Origin of the sequence: Tessaracoccus aquimaris, from assembly GCF_001997345.1 — a bacterium.
Lineage (GTDB): Bacteria > Actinomycetota > Actinomycetes > Propionibacteriales > Propionibacteriaceae > Arachnia > Arachnia aquimaris.
This window is the reverse complement of sequence record NZ_CP019606.1, coordinates 2,475,722-2,491,821: the sequence shown is the minus strand read 5'-3', so window position 1 is coordinate 2,491,821 and position 16,100 is coordinate 2,475,722. Positions and strand designations below refer to the sequence as shown.

Annotated in this window: 14 protein-coding genes; 10 read left to right on the top strand and 4 right to left on the bottom strand. The window is 69.6% G+C overall.

The genetic code is table 11. The features are described 5' to 3' along the window. Window positions 1-280: 280 nt before the first annotated feature. On the bottom strand, window positions 281-1,096 hold the full coding sequence (locus BW730_RS11620; RefSeq protein ID WP_077686376.1) for a hypothetical protein: 816 nt from the start codon (window positions 1,094-1,096) through the stop codon (window positions 281-283). 164 nt (window positions 1,097-1,260) lie between these two features. Here BW730_RS11620 and nagB point away from each other — a divergent pair, with 164 nt between their 5' ends. The 5 genes from nagB (at window position 1,261) to BW730_RS11595 (ending at window position 9,505) form a co-directional block, all read left to right on the top strand. Further along, window positions 1,261-2,049 (top strand): glucosamine-6-phosphate deaminase, encoded by a 789-nt coding sequence (gene nagB / locus BW730_RS11615; RefSeq protein WP_077686375.1) that lies wholly within the window; start codon window positions 1,261-1,263, stop codon window positions 2,047-2,049. Between the two features lie 77 nt (window positions 2,050-2,126). Further along, window positions 2,127-2,510, top strand: coding sequence for a cold-shock protein (locus tag BW730_RS11610; protein WP_077686374.1), 384 nt, complete (start codon window positions 2,127-2,129; stop codon window positions 2,508-2,510). Further along, window positions 2,511-3,281, top strand: a complete 771-nt coding sequence (locus BW730_RS11605; protein ID WP_077686373.1) for a DUF3027 domain-containing protein — start codon at window positions 2,511-2,513, stop codon at window positions 3,279-3,281. It abuts the gene before it with no gap. A gap of 1,300 nt (window positions 3,282-4,581) precedes the next feature. Next, window positions 4,582-5,979, top strand: a complete 1,398-nt coding sequence (locus BW730_RS11600; protein WP_418082050.1) for an NCS2 family permease — start codon at window positions 4,582-4,584, stop codon at window positions 5,977-5,979. Window positions 5,980-6,070: 91 nt separating this feature from the next. Next, window positions 6,071-9,505, top strand: coding sequence for a pyruvate carboxylase (locus tag BW730_RS11595; protein WP_471248200.1), 3,435 nt, complete (start codon window positions 6,071-6,073; stop codon window positions 9,503-9,505). 1 nt (window position 9,506) lies between these two features. Here BW730_RS11595 and BW730_RS11590 read toward each other — a convergent pair whose 3' ends face one another. Further along, a complete protein-coding gene (locus BW730_RS11590; protein ID WP_077686372.1) occupies window positions 9,507-10,121 on the bottom strand; it encodes a hypothetical protein in 615 nt (204 codons plus the stop codon). Between the two features lie 162 nt (window positions 10,122-10,283). On the opposite strand from BW730_RS11590, the gene BW730_RS11585 reads away from it, so the two are divergent. Further along, the gene (locus BW730_RS11585; RefSeq protein ID WP_077686371.1) at window positions 10,284-11,252 is read left to right on the top strand and encodes a hypothetical protein; all 969 of its coding nucleotides are present in this window, start codon (window positions 10,284-10,286) and stop codon (window positions 11,250-11,252) included. A 15-nt stretch (window positions 11,253-11,267) separates the two neighbouring features. Here BW730_RS11585 and serC read toward each other — a convergent pair whose 3' ends face one another. After that, window positions 11,268-12,368, bottom strand: a complete 1,101-nt coding sequence (serC, locus tag BW730_RS11580; protein ID WP_077686370.1) for a phosphoserine transaminase — start codon at window positions 12,366-12,368, stop codon at window positions 11,268-11,270. A gap of 114 nt (window positions 12,369-12,482) precedes the next feature. Between serC and BW730_RS11575 the strand changes: the two genes are divergently transcribed. After that, window positions 12,483-13,616, top strand: a complete 1,134-nt coding sequence (locus tag BW730_RS11575; RefSeq protein WP_077686369.1) for an N-acetylglucosamine-6-phosphate deacetylase — start codon at window positions 12,483-12,485, stop codon at window positions 13,614-13,616. On the opposite strand, the gene BW730_RS11570 is transcribed toward BW730_RS11575, so the two are convergent. After that, window positions 13,613-14,002, bottom strand: coding sequence for an SRPBCC family protein (locus BW730_RS11570; protein WP_077686368.1), 390 nt, complete (start codon window positions 14,000-14,002; stop codon window positions 13,613-13,615). The two genes, BW730_RS11575 and BW730_RS11570, sit on opposite strands and share 4 nt — an antisense overlap. A 35-nt stretch (window positions 14,003-14,037) precedes the next feature. On the opposite strand from BW730_RS11570, the gene BW730_RS11565 reads away from it, so the two are divergent. From BW730_RS11565 to trxA, 3 genes are all read left to right on the top strand, one after another. Next, window positions 14,038-14,727: a metal-dependent transcriptional regulator gene (locus BW730_RS11565; protein ID WP_077687641.1), complete on the top strand. Its 690-nt coding sequence runs from the start codon at window positions 14,038-14,040 to the stop codon at window positions 14,725-14,727. Between the two features lies 1 nt (window position 14,728). Continuing rightward, window positions 14,729-15,472: a class I SAM-dependent methyltransferase gene (locus BW730_RS11560; protein WP_077686367.1), complete on the top strand. Its 744-nt coding sequence runs from the start codon at window positions 14,729-14,731 to the stop codon at window positions 15,470-15,472. Between the two features lie 87 nt (window positions 15,473-15,559). Beyond that, window positions 15,560-15,919: a thioredoxin gene (trxA, locus tag BW730_RS11555; RefSeq protein WP_077686366.1), complete on the top strand. Its 360-nt coding sequence runs from the start codon at window positions 15,560-15,562 to the stop codon at window positions 15,917-15,919. Window positions 15,920-16,100: the final 181 nt, after the last annotated feature.

The following is a 16,100-nucleotide window of genomic DNA, read 5'->3' as shown; positions in this document are numbered from 1 at the left end:
GGTTCCGTGTCGCTGTCCGGAGGCAACACTCGGGGTTGCGGACCCCTCGACAAGCTCGGGGAACGGAGGCTGGCCCTTGTTGCTGGCGGCATCGTCCGCTGAGCTTGTCGCTGGGTGGGGTCGGTCGAGATGTCGGAGCGTCTGCTCATCGTTCGCTGAGCTTGTCGAAGCGTCCGATCTTTCGGAGGACTGTCACGCGGGGGAAGCGCTCGCGCGCGTGACGGCAATGCGCGCCTTCGGCGCGCCCGGCCCGGGACCGAACAGTCAGCGGACAGTCGACCTACTTGGCGCGGGCGCCGCCAAGGAAGAAGCCGAGGCTCGCCGCCAGCGACAGCGCGATCAGCAGCAGATTGGTCCTCCCCAAGGAACCGTCGAGCAACTGGAACAGCATCGCGGCCCCTCCCACGATCAGCGTGATCGGGCCAAGGTAGCCGGTGAGCTTCCGGGTCCGGATCCCGAGGCCGCCTGCCACGACCAGCAGGAACGGTGCCGCGGGCGACAGGAGCACGCCGCAGCCTGCGACGGTCGCGGCGATCCAGCACAACGACTTCTGCCGCCTGGTCTCCTCGCTGACCTGCTGGGGACGCCAGGACGGATCGCCGTAGGGAACCGGAGGCGGCCACTGGCCTGGCTGGCCCGGCCGTTGAGGTGCGTTCGGCTGACCGTACTGGCCGACGTAGCTCGGCAGCGGCGGGTTCGGCCCGGTGGGAGGCAGCGTCGAGAGGGGCGACCCAGCGGGTGGCAGCATCGACAGCGGCGCTCCCGTCGGGGGAGGAGGACCACCGGTCACCGGCGAGGAGGTGCTGACGGAGAACGCTTCCTTCGGGTCCCGGCCCGACTCCTTACCTGGGGCGGAGGTGATCGCAAGCGATGCGACGGCGAACTCCTCGCGCGGGTTCCTGGTGTCCTTCGTGGTGACGCCGAGTTGGGCCAACGAGGGCTGCTCCAACGGCTCAAAACCACGCGGGTGCGTCATCGGCCCCGGGGTGTCGGCGCGGTACGGCTCGGCCGCCGGCAACGGATCGGCAACGGGCGTCGCGAAACCATCGGGTCGCTCCACCGGGGCGTACGCGGCCCCGTCCTTCCAACTCGCCATGGCGTCATTCTAGTGCGACGAGGCACTATGCGCGTTTGTGCAGAGATTCTGCGCAGTTGGGGCGGCAAGTGGGCACTTTGTGTGCACTTCCGGCGGGTGCGTTCTAGGCTGGTGGGGCATCGCCAAGCGATCCCAGATACCCGGTTCTCAGTGAGGTTCACACCATGGAAGTTGTCATCTGCAAGGACGCGCAGGAAGTTGGCAAGGTGGCGGCCGACAAGGTCATCTCCAGCTTGGACGGCGTCGTGACGCCCGTCGTCGGGTTCGCGACGGGTAGCTCCCCGCTCTCGCTGTATCAGGAGTTGTCGCGCCGCGTCGAGGCAGGCGACTGCGACTTCTCGCACGCCCTCGGCTTCGCCCTGGACGAGTACGTCGGCATCGAGCGCAACCACCCGGAGAGCTACGCAAGCGTCATCAACCGCACGGTGGTCGAGCCGCTGCGCATGGACCCGTCGCGGGTCCGCGTCCCGGACGGGCTCGCAGAGGACCTGCAGGGTGCGGCGGACGAGTACGACGAGGCCATCGAACTGGCTGGCGGCGTCGACGTGCAGATCCTCGGGATCGGCTCCAACGGCCACATCGGCTTCAACGAACCCTTCTCCTCGTTCTCCTCGCGCACCCGCATCAAGACGCTCACGCCCGAGACCCGCGAGGACAACGCTCGCTTCTTCCCGTCGATCGACGACGTGCCGCGGCACTGCGTCACCCAGGGGCTCGGGACCATCATGGACTCGCACGTCGCGCTGATGGTCGCCTCCGGCGAGCAGAAGGCCGACGCCATCGCCGCCATGATCGAGGGGCCTGTGTCCGCGAGCGTGCCCGCGTCGATCCTCCAGTTCCACCCGCGCGCGTTCATCGTCATCGACGAGGCGGCCGCGTCCAAGCTCAAGAACCTCGACTACTTCCGCCACGTGCAGGAGACCGAGTCGTTCACGGGGCGCGTCGGCGACTGAACCTCCCGTCTTGGGGCGCCCGCGCCTGAACCGATAGACTGATCGTTCACCTGATACTCAACTAAGTGAGGGCGGACGTGCCTACCGGAAAAGTGCGCTTCTTCGACGCCGAGAAGGGCTTTGGTTTCATCACCAAGGACGACGGCGGTGACGTTTACGTGCGTTCCAACGCGCTACCAGACGGCGTTGCGTCGCTGAAGCCCGGCCAGAAGGTGGAGTTCGGCGTCATCGAGGGGCGCAAGGGAGAGCAGGCCCTCAGCCTGCGACTCCTCGAGGCGCCCCCGTCGCTCTCCAAGGCACAGCGTCGCAATCCCGAAGACATGGCCGTGCTGATGGAGGATCTGATCAAGATGCTCGACGGCCTCGGTAACGGGTACCGGCACCGCCGCTACCCCGACAGCAAGCAGGCGTCCAAGGTCGCCCAGGTGCTGCGCCGCGTCGCCGACGAACTGGAGCTGTAAATGGCCACTCCCAAGCTGGACGCCGCCACGGGCGCTGCGATCGACCTGGCCCGCGAGGCCGCCGTCGAGACTGGCGGCGAGGAGGCCGTCGGCGAGCATCTGAGCGCAACGGCCGAGCCGGGCGACCGGGTCGTCACCCACACGTTCGACTGCCTGCTGCCCGGCTACGCCGACTGGCACTGGGCCGTCACCCTGGTGCGCGCCTCGCGCGCCAAGGAGCCGACGGTCAACGAGGTCGTGCTGCTGCCCGGTTCCGCCGCGCTGCTCGCCCCGGCGTGGGTGCCTTGGGAGGACCGCATCGGCCCCGGCGACATCGGCCCGGGCATGCTGATGGCCACCCCCGACAACGATCCGCGCCTCGAGCCGGGCTTCGCGGCGACCGACCTCCCCGTCGACGCCGACAACGCCGACTGGGTGCAGTTGCGCACCACCGTCGCCGAACTGGGTCTCGGCCGAGCCCGGGTGCTGAGTCACCAGGGCCGCGACGAGACGGTCGAGCGCTGGCTCTCCGGCCCACCCGGCCCGAAGGACGAGGGCTCGCAGGAGGCCCCCGGTCCTTGCTCGACGTGCGGCTACTTCATCGCGCTGCGCGGCTCGCTCGGCACGATGTTCGGGGCCTGCAGCAACCAGTACTCGGCATCCGACGGCAAGGTCGTCTCGCTCAACCATGGCTGCGGCGGCCATTCCGACGTCGTGGCAGAGCAGCGTCCCAAGGAACTGCCGGCCCCTGCGTTCGACACCATCGGTGTCGACGAGGCCCTCTTCGACTGATCCGTCGAGCGCTCCCTGACTCGTAGTGGGTCCGGCGCTTCGCCGTGCCCCGAGCACGTCCTCGTGCCTCGTGCCTCGTGAGCATCCGCGCCCCCGCGCGCACCTCTCGTTCATCAAGCTCGTCCTTGTTCACCGAGCGCGTCCTTGTTCCCCGAGCCTGTCGAGGGGTCCGCGTGCCGCGCGGGGGGTTCGGGCGCTTCGACAGGTTCAACGGGTTCAAGTCCCGTTACTCACCCGAGGCGTCGCCGGGTCGAGGCTCAGCTACCACAGGTTCAGCCATGCTTCGCCGTTCCCCGAGCTCGTCGAGGGGTCCGTGCGCCGCGCTCGGGGTTCGGACGCTTCGACAAGCTCAGCGATCGGGTCCGCGCGCCGTGCTGGGTTTCGGACACTACGACAGGTTCAGCCATGGCTTCGCCGTTCCCCGAGCCTGTCGAGGGGTCCGAGCGCGGCGCCGTGTTTCGGACGCTTCGACGAGCTCAGCGATCGGGTCCGCGCGCCGCGCTGGGGGTTCGGACGCTTGACCGGCTGGGCGAGCAGTGGCCTCGGGCGCTGTGACGAGCTCAGCGATCGCCTTGCCGTTCCCCGAGCTCGTCGAGGGGTCCGCGCGCGGCGTTGGGTTTCGGACGCTTCGACAAGCTCAGCGAACGGGTGCGTGCGCCGCGCTGGGGGTTCGGACGCTTGGACGAGCTCATCGAACGGGTCCGTGCGCCGCGCTGTGTCTCGGACGCTTCGACAGGCTCAGCGATCGGGTCCGTGCGCTGCGTCGGGGGTTTCGGACGCTTCGACAAGCTCAGCGAACGGGTCCGCGCTCCGCGTTGAGCAAGTTCGGCAACTCGTTCACGATCTGATCGTTCAAATGCCCCGACTGACGCAACGAACAAGGAATGCTGCTCAACCCCGGGCCCTCACCGCGGCGTCCTGTTACTCACCCACTCGCGACTCACGCGGCTCGCGCCAGATCGCGGCTCAGCGACCCCGTCAGCAGGGAACGCTTCGACCGACTCCGCGACCCATCCGCGGACGACCTCCACCACCCTCGGCGACCGGGCCGTGGCCCTCGCCGGGCGCCCAGAGCAGGTCGAGCCGATGACCTGCGCCTTTGGCCATTAGGCGGAACCGGTCACACGCGAAGGGGCGAAGCGCTCTACGATGACCTCCCGTGGTTACGAATCCTCCCTCGGCTGTTCAGCCCAACGAGACCGCGCCCCCGGCGTCGGGACTCGACCGCTTCTTTGAGATCACCAAGCGCCGCTCGACCGTAGGTCGCGAGGTCCGCGGTGGACTCGTCACGTTCTTCGCGATGGCCTACATCATCGCGCTGAACCCCCTCATCATCGGCACCGCCGCTGACAAGAACTTCAACCTCATCTCCGGCGCCCCGAAGTTCCTCGACGCCGCCCACACGCAGGTCGACGGCGCCGCCGTCGGCGCCTCGATCGCGATGGTCGCCGCCGCGACCGCGCTGATCGCGGGCATCATGACCATCCTGATGGGCGTCGTCGGACGATTCCCGCTCGGTATCGCATCTGGCCTCGGCCTGAACGCGCTGGTCGCCTTCACGCTCGCGCCGATGATGACCTGGCCGCAGGCCATGGGCCTCGTCGTCTGGGAGGGCGTCATCATCGCCGTCCTGGTCCTCACCGGCTTCCGGACCGCCGTCTTCAAGGCCGTCCCGAAGCCGCTGCGCACCGCCATCTCGGTCGGCATCGGCCTGTTCATCGCCTTCGTCGGCCTCGTCAACGCTGGCATCGTGCGCCCCGGCAGCGGCACCCCCGTGCAACTCGGCATCAACGGCTCACTGCTCGGCTGGCCGATCCTGGTGTTCTTCATCGGCATCCTGATCCTGATCACGCTGCACGTGCTCAAGGTCAAGGGCGCCATGCTGATCTCGATCCTCAGCGCCACCGTCATCGCCGTGATCGTCGAGGCCGTGACACATATCGGCCCGCAGATCCCCGGCGGCGAGAACGCCGCAGGCTGGTCCCTGAACACCCCGGCGCTCGGGGCGTTCTCGCTGCCCGACCTCGGCCTGCTCGGCCGCGTCGACATGTTCGGCGCATTCCTCGTCGACGGCAAGTTCGCCATCGGGCACTTCCTCGCGCTCGTCGTGCTGGTCTTCTCGCTCCTGCTCGCCGACTTCTTCGACACCATGGGCACCATCGTGGCCGTCGGCTCCGAGGGCGACCTTCTCGACGAGGACGGCCTGCCCCCGCACACCACCGAGATCCTGCTCGTCGACTCGCTCGGCGCAGCGGCCGGTGGCCTCGGCTCCGTCTCGTCGACCACCGCCTACGTGGAGTCGACGGCGGGCGTCGGCGAGGGCGCCCGCACCGGCCTCGCGTCGGTCATCACCGGCGCGGCGTTCCTGCTCGCCGTGTTCCTGGCCCCGCTCGTCAACATGGTGCCGTTCGAGGCCGCCAGCCCCGTGCTGGTGTTCGTCGGCTTCCTGATGATCTCCCAGGTCGTCGACGTCGACTGGAACAAGCCCGAGATCGGCATCCCCGCCTTCCTCACCATCATCCTGATGCCGTTCACCTACTCGATCACCGTCGGTATCGGCGCGGGCTTCTTGGCCTACGTGTTCATCCGGCTCATCAAGGGTGAGGCGCGCAGCATCCACCCGCTGATGTATGTGGTGGCAGGCCTGTTCGTCGTCTACTTCCTCCAGGGCGCGCTGCTGCAGCTCGTCGGCGCCTGAGCGACCCGTCGACGCCCCCGTTCCGCGCTCAGCGGACGGGGGCGTCACGCGTTCCCCCTCACGTCAAGGGGGTGCCCGCCGGATCGGGACGATGCCCTGCCCCTCTGGCGTGGCCGCTAGCATGACGCCCATGTTCCATAAGGTTTTGGTAGCCAATCGAGGTGAAATCGCGGTTCGCGCGTTCCGTGCTGCGTACGAGTTGGGCTTGGGCACCGTCGCGGTGTTCGCCTACGAGGACCGCAACGCCGATCACCGCGTCAAGGCGACCGAGTCGTACCTGATCGGCGAAGAGGGCCACCCGGTCCGCGCCTACCTGGACATCGACGAGATCATCCGTGCCGCCAAGGAGGCGGGCGCCGACGCCGTCTACCCCGGCTACGGATTCCTGTCGGAGAACCCCGACCTGGCCGCCGCCTGCGCCGCGAACGGCATCACCTTCATCGGCCCTGACGCCTCCGTCCTCGAGATGGCAGGCAACAAGGTGGCCGCGATCGAACAGGCCCGCAAGGCGGGCGTGCCGACGCTCGACTCGTGCGCGCCCTCGACCGATCCCGAAGTGTTGAAGAAGGCCGCCGACCAGATCGGCTTCCCGGTGTTCATCAAGGCCGTCGCCGGCGGCGGTGGCCGAGGCATGCGCCGCGTCGACGATCCCGCGCGCTTCGAGTCCGAACTCGGCGCCGCGATGCGCGAGGCCGAGGGCGCCTTCGGCGATCCGACGGTGTTCATCGAGCAGGCCGTCGCGGCCCCCCGGCACATCGAGGTGCAGATCCTCGCCGACCAGGAGGGCAACACCGTCCACCTGTTCGAGCGCGACTGCTCGATCCAGCGACGCCACCAGAAGGTCATCGAGATCGCGCCCGCTCCGCACATCTCCGACGAACTGCGTGCCGCGCTGACCTCCGACGCCGTCAAGTTCGCCAAGGCCATCGACTACACCTGCGCAGGAACCGTCGAGTTCCTCGTCGAGACCGAGGGCCCCCGGGCCGGCGAGCACGTGTTCATCGAGATGAACCCCCGCATCCAGGTCGAGCACACCGTCACCGAGGAGATCACCGACGTCGACCTCGTCCAGGCGCAGATGCGGATCGCCAACGGCGAGACCCTCGCCGACATCGGCATCAGCCAGGACACCCTCCAGATCCGCGGCGCCGCCCTGCAGTGCCGCATCACCACCGAGGACCCGCTGAACTCCTTCCGCCCCGACACCGGCCTGATCACCGCGTACCGCTCCGCCTCCGGCGCGGGCATCCGCCTCGACGGCGGCACCACCGGCACCGGCGTCGAGATCAGCCCCCACTTCGACTCGCTGCTGGTCAAGCTGACGGCCCGCGGTCGCGACCTGAACATGGCGATCATGCGTGCCCGCCGCGCGCTTGCCGAGTTCCGCGTGCGTGGCGTCGCAACCAACATCCCGTTCCTGCGCGCGGTGCTGGACGACCCCGACTTCGAGCGGGGCGGCGTCACCACCTCCTTCATCGACGAGCGGCCCTACCTCGTATCGGCCCGCACCCCCGCCGACCGCGCCACCAAGCTGCTGCGCCACCTCGCTGAGGTCACCGTCAACAAGCCGCACGGTGACGCCCCGACCCAGCTCGACCCCCGCGCCAAGCTCCCGAAGGTCGACCTGAGCCAGCCGTGCCCCGACGGCCCCAAGCAGCGCCTCGACGCGCTCGGCCCCGAGGGGTTCGCGAGGGCGCTGCGCGAGCAGACCGCGGTCGCCGTCACCGACACCACCTACCGCGACGCGCACCAGTCGCTGCTCGCCACCCGCGTCCGCACCCGCGACCTGCTCGCGGTCGCGCCCGTGCAAGCCAGGCTGCTGCCGCAGATGTTCTCGGTCGAATGCTGGGGCGGGGCCACCTACGACGTGGCGCTGCGCTTCCTCGGCGAGGACCCGTGGGAGCGGCTCGCCAAGCTCCGCGACGCGATGCCCAACCAGAACCTCCAGATGCTGCTGCGCGGCCGCAACACCGTCGGCTACACCCCGTACCCGACGGAGGTGACCGAGGCCTTCGTGGCCGAGGCCGCCGCCACCGGCGTCGACATCTTCCGCATCTTCGACGCCCTCAACGACGTCGACCAGATGCGCCCGGCCATCGACGCGGTGCGCACCACCTCGTCGGTCGCCGAGGTGGCGTTGTGCTACACGTCGAACCTGCTCGACCCCGCCGAGAAGATCTACACGCTCGACTACTACCTGCGCCTCGCGGAGAAGATCGTCGAGTCCGGCGCCCACATCCTGGCCATCAAGGACATGGCGGGCCTGCTGCGCCCCGAGGCCGCCCGACGGCTCGTCAGCGGCCTGCGTGAGCGCTTCGACCTCCCGGTGCACCTGCACACCCACGACACCACCGGCGGCCAACTCGCCACGCTGATGGCCGCGATCGACGCGGGCGTCGACGCCGTCGACGTGGCGAACTCGGCCATGAGTTCGACGACGTCGCAGCCGCCGATGTCGGCGCTGCTGATGGCGCTCGACCAGACGCCCCGCCAGCCCGACCTCGACCCGAACGCCGTGCTCGACCTGGAGCCCTATTGGGAGGCCGTGCGCAAGCTGTACGCCCCGTTCGAGTCGGGCCTGCCCGCGCCGACCGGCCGCGTCTACTCGCACGAGATCCCCGGCGGCCAGTTGTCGAACCTGCGCCAGCAGGCCATCGCGCTCGGCCTGGGCGAGAAGTTCGAGGCCATCGAGGACATGTACGAGGCCGCGGACAAGATCCTCGGGCGTCCCACCAAGGTGACGCCCTCGTCGAAGGTCGTGGGCGACCTGGCGCTGCACCTCGTCGCCGTCGGCGCCGACCCCGCCGAGTTCGAGGCCGACCCGCAGCGCTTCGACATCCCCGATTCGGTGATCGGCTTCCTCAACGGCGAACTCGGCCAGCCGGCAGGCGGCTGGCCAGAGCCGTTCCGCAGCAAGGCCATCGAGGGTCGCCGCACGCCGGTGCGCGTCACCGAGGTCGCCGCGGAGGACCTGACCGCGTTGCAGGAGCCGGGACGGGGGCGTCAGGAGACGCTGAACCGACTGCTGTTCCCCGGCCCGACGCGCGACTTCCAGCAGCAGCGCGACGACTTCGGCGACATCTCGGTGCTCCCGACGCTGCCCTACCTGTACGGCATGCGCCCAGGCAACGAGTACGCCATCACCATCGACAAGGGCGTCACGCTGCTTGCGGGCGTCGAGGCGATCTCCGAGCCGGACAAGCGCGGCAAGCGCACCGTGATGTGCCTGCTGAACGGCCAGATCCGCCCCGTCAGGGTGCGTGACCTGTCGATCAAGTCGGAGGTCGCGGCAGCCGAGAAGGCCGATGCCTCCAACAAGGGCCACGTCGCGGCGCCGTTCTCCGGCGCGGTGACCACGACTCTGCATGAGGGTGACGTCGTTGCCGCGGGCGATCCGGTCGCCACGATCGAGGCCATGAAGATGGAGGCCGCGATCAACGCGCCGATCGGCGGCACGGTCAAGCGGGTCGTGCTGACGGGGACCACCCAACTCGAGGGCGGCGACCTCGTGCTGGTGATCGAGTAGGTCAGTCGGCGCCGACCACCACGACGTCGAGGCCCCGCTCCGCAGCCACCTCGAGGACCTGCAGGATCGGGGCCACGAACTCGGCCGTCTCCGAGGTCATCTCGGGGTCGGCGAGCGCGGCCTTGACTGCCTCGGCCGTCTCCGCGACGTGTACCGCCTTCGCGTAGCCGACGACCTGGCCCTGCAGCGGGCGCAGCGGCGCGCCGATCTGCCTGTCCGCCAGTCGCCGCAGCGAGTAGTCGCTGTTCAGCCCGGCGCGCGCCAGGTCCCATTCGACGGCGTCGAAGCGCTCCGGCTCCCAGGCGACCTCGGCGCGGGCGGCGGCGAGGTCGTCGAGCCAGGCGAGCAGGATGCGCCAGCAGAACACGGTGCGGTCGGGCTCGATGTAGCCGCCGCTGAGCAGCGCGTCGACGTCGGTGCGCAGCGGCCGGTCGGTGCGGACCTCGGTGTCGGGATCGCGGCGCTGCATGGGCTTGAACCAGTGCCTCTTCTGCGGTGCGGCCTCCCCGAAGCGGGTGGCCGCGACCTGACGGAGGCGCTCGGCGAGGGCGGCATCCGCGCCGAAGATGTCGCGCACGTCGTTGATCGCGATGGCGAAGACCACGAGCCTCAGCATGCTTCCACCGTAGCTCTGGCGTACCATCGAGCACGATGAATCCGAGAACTCGCCGCGTCATTGTGACCGGGGTCCTGGTGGCCCTGGTGCTCCTCGCGGTCATCGGCGCCGTCTGGAGCGCCGTGACCGCTAACGGGTGAGCGTGGCTATGCTGGGTTCCCGATGAAGACCTTGCCTCGCGGCGCAGCCGCAGCCGCCGCCGTCGCGATGGGCCTCAGCCTTGCGGCGCTGCCTGCCATGGCCGAAGAGATCACGCCCCCGGAGGGCTCGACCCCGGTCGTGGGGATGGCCGTCGAACCGGGCTCAAAGGACCTGTGGCTCGCGGGCCCCGACGCCGACCGCGGCACGTTCGTCAACGCCAAGAACGGCGACGAGTGGACCTTCAGCGGCAAACCCGAGTCGGTGCAGGCGCTCGCGTGGAGCGACGGCCGGCTGTGGGTCGGCGACATCGGCGACACGAGTCTCGCCCGCGACCACGTCGTCATCTTCCGGCTCGGCGCGCCCGAGAACGGCAAGTCGACGTACTTCGCCTATGACTTCGAGTACCCCGACGGCCCGCACGACGCGAAGGCGATGCTGCTGTCCGGGCGCGGCAACATCTACATCGTCACCAGCGGCGAGGACCCCGGCATCTACCGGGCCCCCGCCGACCCGTCGCGCCAGAACATGAACGACCTGCGCCGGGTCGCCGACGCGCCGAAGGGCGTCACCGACGGCGTCTTCCTCACCGACGGCACCACCATGGCGCTACGCACCGAGACGGGCATCGAGTACATCGACGCGCTCGAGTGGGCCCCGCTGGTCACCGACACCCTCGTCGGCGCCCCGCAGGATGAGTCGATCACCGTCGGCCAGAGGGACGAACTATTCGTCGGCGGCAACCCGGGCATCCGCTCCGCAGAGGTGCCCTCGTCCGACACGACCACGACCGTCACACCCGAGCCAACCGCCTCGCCGACGCCGACCGCCACCGGGGAGGCAACGCCCGTGGCGTCCGCCAGCCCCGACACGGGGTCCGAGCAGGGCGGCACGCCCAGCCAACCGGCGCGCACCGGCACCATCGTCGCGATCGCACTGGCGGGCCTGCTGGCCGTCGCGGCGGGTGCCGTGACCTTCTTCGTGCGCCGCTGAGTTACGGGCGTTGAGTTACCGCGCGTCGATCACATAGTCGAGGCACGCGGTGAGCGCCTCGACGTCGGACGGGTCGACCGACGCGTAGCAGCCCACCCGCAACTGGTTGCGCTTCAGCGCCCGGTACGGGTCGACGTCGACGATCCCGTTCTCGCGCAGGATCGAGATGACACGTGCCGCGTCGACGTCGTCGGCGAGGTCAATGGTGGCGACCACCGGGGAGCGGTCGCCCGGCTCCGCCACGAACGGTGACGCGAAGTCGCGGGCCTCGGCCCACCGGTACAGGATCGATGTCGACTCGCGGCAGCGCTCGGCGACCGCCTCGATGCCGCCGAGTTCGAGCATCCAGCCGAGTTGGTCCTCGAGCAGCAACAGGGTCGCGAGCGCCGGCGTGTTCAGCGTCTGGTGCTGGCGGGAGTTCTTCACAGCCACCGTGAAGTCCAGGGACTCGGGGAGCCAGCGACCCGAGGCCTTGATGCGCTCGGCCCGCTCGATCGCCGCGGGGGAGGCGAACGCCAGCCACAGGCCGCCGTCGGAGGAGAAGTTCTTCTGCGGCGCGAAGTAGTAGACGTCCGTGTCGCCGATCGGCGCGTCCATGCCGCCCGCCGCCGACGTCGCGTCGATCAGGACCAGCCCGTCGCCGACGCGTGAGACCGGCGCCGCGGCGCCCGTCGAGGTCTCGTTCTGCGCCCAGGCGTAGACGTCGACGCCGTCGACCGCGCTCGGCACCGCGACCTTGCCCGCCTCGGCCTCGGCGACCACAGGGGCCTCGAGGTGGGGTGCGCGCTCCGCGGCCTTGGCGAACTTGCGGGAGAACTCGCCGAACACGCCGTGCGCGGAGCGCTTCTCGATGAGCGAGGAGACCGCCATGTCCCAGAACAGCGTCGAGCCGCCGTTGCCGAGCACCACCTCGTAGCCGTCCGGGATCCGGTACAGCTCGGCGAGCGACTCCTGCACGACCCGCACCAGGTCGCGCACTGGCGCCTGTCGGTGGGAGGTGCCCATCACGTCGCCGCGTATCGCGAGGTAGTCGAGCGCATCGGGGCGCACCTTCGCGGGGCCTGAGCCGAAGCGGCCGTCGACGGGCAGGAGGTCAACCGGGATCTGTGTCTGCACGCGCCAAGCTTAGGCCCGCGGCGTCGATCCGGTCCCCGGCCCTGTCGCGGGTGAAACGCGCATCCGAAGTTCGCGGGAGCGGCGGCGCGGGCGCCCGAGGGCTACGTTGGGGGCATGTCGCTGACCCAGTTGCAGGTCGCCCACGCGGTGACCCCCGAGGGTGTCGTAGAGGACGCCGTCATCACCGTCGAGGATGGGCGGATCGTCTCCGTCGAGCCGGGCGGCTCCGGCGGTCGGTTGTGGGCCGTGCCGGGCTTCGTCGACTCGCACTGCCACGGCGCGGTGGGCGTCGCGTTCGGCGATCCCGACGTCGACGCGAACCGGCGCGCCATCGACTACCACCGCACGCAGGGCTCAACCACAGTCTTCGCGTCCACAGTCACCGAGCCGGTCGACAAGTTGGAGCGGCAACTCACGGTGCTGCGCGGCCTCGTCGAGGCCGGCGACCTGGGCGGCATCCACCTCGAGGGCCCGTACCTTGCGGAGGCGAAGAAGGGCGCCCACGACGCGGCGCTGCTGCGCGACCCGGACGCCGAGTCCGTCGAGCGGCTGATCGCCGCCGGTGGCCACGCCCTGAAGATGATCACCATGGCGCCCGAGCGCGACCACGCCGAGGCGGCCATCAAGCGCTTCGTGGAGTCCGGCGTCGCCGTCGCGTTCGGCCACTCCGACGCGGACGAGGTCGTCACCGCAGAGTCGATCGAATGGGGAGCCACGATCGCGACGCACCTGTTCAGCGCAATGCGGCCGATCCACCACCGCGACGCCGGGCCCGTGCCGGTGCTGCTTGTCGACGAGCGGGTGATGGTCGAACTGATCTGCGACGGCATCCACCACCAGCCGGTGATCGCAGCGATGGCCATCGAGGCCGCCGGCCCTGGCCGTGTCGCGCTGGTCACCGACGCGATGAGCGCGACGGGCAAGGGAGACGGGCGCTACGTGCTCGGCGAACTGGAGGTCGACGTCGAGGACGGCACGGCCCGCCTCGTCACCGTCGACGGGTCGCAGGGGGCGATCGCCGGCTCGACGCTCACGATGGCATCCGCGTTCCGTTTCGTGGTGGGGGAGGTCGGCGTCAGCATCCCCCACGCGGCCCTGATGGCCGCGACCACCCCCGCGGCGTTCCACGGGCTCACCGAGGTCGGACAGCTCAGCCCCGGCAGGTACGCAGACATCTGCCTCGTCGACAACGACGGCGCGCTCGTCGGCGTGATGCGACGCGGCGAGTGGATCGTCGAGCCTGCCTAAGCCTCCAGCAGGTCCTTGAGCCTGTTCAGGTCGGCGGCCACGGCCGCGACATCGCGCTCGAAGTCCGCGTCGGTCGCACCCAACTGGCGCACCGTGAACACCACCTCGGCGCCGTCGGGGTGATTCAACACCCGCAACGGGTTGTGCACGGTGGTCCCGTCGGGCAGCGCGACGTCGTGGTCGAGGACCCCGAACGGGTTGCGCGGCGCGAACAGCACGGTCACCGCGCCCATCGGCGAGTCGACCAGGAGGAGATCGCCGTCGCGCGTCACCTCACCCTGCGCCAACCCGGCTGCCCACCCCGACAGGTGGTCTGGATCGGCCGCGTACTCGTAGACCTCACCCGCCGGGCGGGCGATCACGACATGGACGTGTCTGCTCTGCATTGACCCAGCCTAGGATGGACGTGAAGGGGGTCGGCATGAGCGATCTGATTGACACGACCGAGATGTACCTGCGAACGGTCTACGAGCTGCTGGAGGAGGGCGTCCAGCCGCTGCGCGCCCGCATCGCGGAGCGGCTTCACCAGTCCGGCCCGACCGTCTCGCAGACCGTCGCACGGATGGAACGCGACGGGCTGCTTGTCGTCGAGCCGGATCGCACCATCAAGCTCACCCCGACGGGCGCCAAGCTCGCCCGTGACGTGATGCGCAAGCACCGGCTCGCCGAGTGCCTGCTCACCGAGGTGATCGGCCTCGACTGGGACAAGGTGCACGACGAGGCCTGCCGATGGGAGCACGTGATCTCGGTCGACGTCGAGAAGAGGCTGGTGGCGATCCTCGACAGCCCCACCTTCTCGCCATACGGCAACCCGATCCCCGGCCTGCGCGAGTTGGGCGTCGAGACCCAGCACGAGCCGTTCCGGCAGGGCGCGGAGCCGCTCGCCGATGTCGTCGCCACCGATGTGCGGGCCTTCCGGCTGCGCAGGATGAGCGAGAACATCCAGGCCGACGCCGAGACGCTCGCCGCGCTCGCCGCCGCCGGGCTGCGGCCGGGCGCCCGGTTCGAGGCGTCACGGATGGAGGACCACATCGCGCTGATCCTGGGCGACCGGGTCGTCGAGTTGAGCCCGTTCGCCGCGGAACTGCTGTTCGTGGAAGTGGCCGACTGACGTGGACAAGACGCTGAGGTGGTTCGGTAGCAGGCACCCGGGCGCCATGGAGGCCGTCCTGTCGCGCTCCTACGGCGGCGGGCGCACCCCCTACGAATGGCTCGCCCGCTCGGTGTCGTCGTCGGCCGACCTGGTGCTCGACCTCGCCTGCGGTGCGGGGGCCATGATCGAGAGGCTGGAGCGCCCAGGTCGCACCGTGATCGGCCTCGACCGGTCCGAATCGGAACTGGCCGCCGCGCAGTCGCTCGGACGGGGCCCGCTCGTGCTGGGCCACGCGTCCTACCTGCCGTTCGCCGACAACTCCTTCGACGCGGTGGTGACCTCGCTCGGCGTCGCGGTGGTCGCCGACCGGCCGCGCTTCCTGGCCGAGGCGGCCCGCGTGCTGCGCCCCGGGGGCGTGTTCGCCGCGCTGACCCCGTCGATGCGCCCCGCCAACCTCGACGACATCCGCCTCATCAGCAGACTCGCCAGCTACCTTCGGGTGCCGCCGCACCTGCCCGGCACCACCGAGTTCAAGGCGAAGGAGGCCCTGGCCGCCGTCGGGCTGACCAAGGCCGAGGACGCGCGCGCCAAGTACTACTACGAGGTCGGCAACGAGACGGACGCCAGCGTGCTGCTCGCGGGCCTTCGGGCCCCCGTCGAGGCCGACCGTGCGGGCGCGGCCATCGAGTTCCTGCGCAGCAGGCTCGCGGGCGGTCCGGTCAAGATCCCGCTCCCGATGCGGCGCATCATCGCGATCAAGTAGCCGTCCACCTCGTCGCGGAATAGATTTCGTGGCAAGGTGGTTGAACGTAGAACAAACCTGAGACCACATGTGAGAAAGGGGTCACGCATGGCGACCACCGCCCTGACCGCCGAAAACTTCGAGAGCACCGTTCAGGACAACGAGATCGTCCTTGTCGACTTCTGGGCCGATTGGTGCCAGCCCTGCAAGCGCTTCTCGCCGATCTACGAGGACGCGTCCGGCCGTTTCGAGGACGTCGTCTTCGCCAAGGTCGACACCGAGGACGCCCGCGACCTCAGCACCGCGCTGCAGATCCAGTCGATCCCGACGATCATGGCCTTCAAGAAGGGCCAGCTCGTGTTCCGCGAGGCCGGAATGCTGAGCGGCAAGCAGCTCGACTCCCTGATCGGCCAGGTCAAGGAACTCGACCTCGACGCCGCGATCGCGGAGGCCAAGAAGCAGGCCTGAGCCGCTCCACCGAGAAGGGTCCACCTGAGGGTGGGCCCTTTTTGCTGCCCCGACCCAGACCCGGCAGCCGCGCGGGGAGGGTTGGGCGTTGAGCATGTTTGGTGAGTCGTTTGCGATGTGAACGTTCAACTGCGGCGCAACGGGCAACGAGCAACCAAACATGCTCAAGCGAGGGACCCGA

Coding starts and splice junctions, on each gene's coding strand:
- BW730_RS11620 (WP_077686376.1), bottom strand. CDS start 1,096: ATGGCGAGTTGGAAGGACGGGGCCGCGTACGCCCCGGTGGAGCGACCC.
- nagB (WP_077686375.1), top strand. CDS start 1,261: ATGGAAGTTGTCATCTGCAAGGACGCGCAGGAAGTTGGCAAGGTGGCG.
- BW730_RS11605 (WP_077686373.1), top strand. CDS start 2,511: ATGGCCACTCCCAAGCTGGACGCCGCCACGGGCGCTGCGATCGACCTG.
- BW730_RS11600 (WP_418082050.1), top strand. CDS start 4,582: ATGGCCTACATCATCGCGCTGAACCCCCTCATCATCGGCACCGCCGCT.
- BW730_RS11595 (WP_471248200.1), top strand. CDS start 6,071: ATGCCCTGCCCCTCTGGCGTGGCCGCTAGCATGACGCCCATGTTCCAT.
- BW730_RS11590 (WP_077686372.1), bottom strand. CDS start 10,121: ATGCTGAGGCTCGTGGTCTTCGCCATCGCGATCAACGACGTGCGCGAC.
- BW730_RS11585 (WP_077686371.1), top strand. CDS start 10,284: ATGAAGACCTTGCCTCGCGGCGCAGCCGCAGCCGCCGCCGTCGCGATG.
- BW730_RS11575 (WP_077686369.1), top strand. CDS start 12,483: ATGTCGCTGACCCAGTTGCAGGTCGCCCACGCGGTGACCCCCGAGGGT.
- BW730_RS11570 (WP_077686368.1), bottom strand. CDS start 14,002: ATGCAGAGCAGACACGTCCATGTCGTGATCGCCCGCCCGGCGGGTGAG.
- BW730_RS11565 (WP_077687641.1), top strand. CDS start 14,038: ATGAGCGATCTGATTGACACGACCGAGATGTACCTGCGAACGGTCTAC.
- trxA (WP_077686366.1), top strand. CDS start 15,560: ATGGCGACCACCGCCCTGACCGCCGAAAACTTCGAGAGCACCGTTCAG.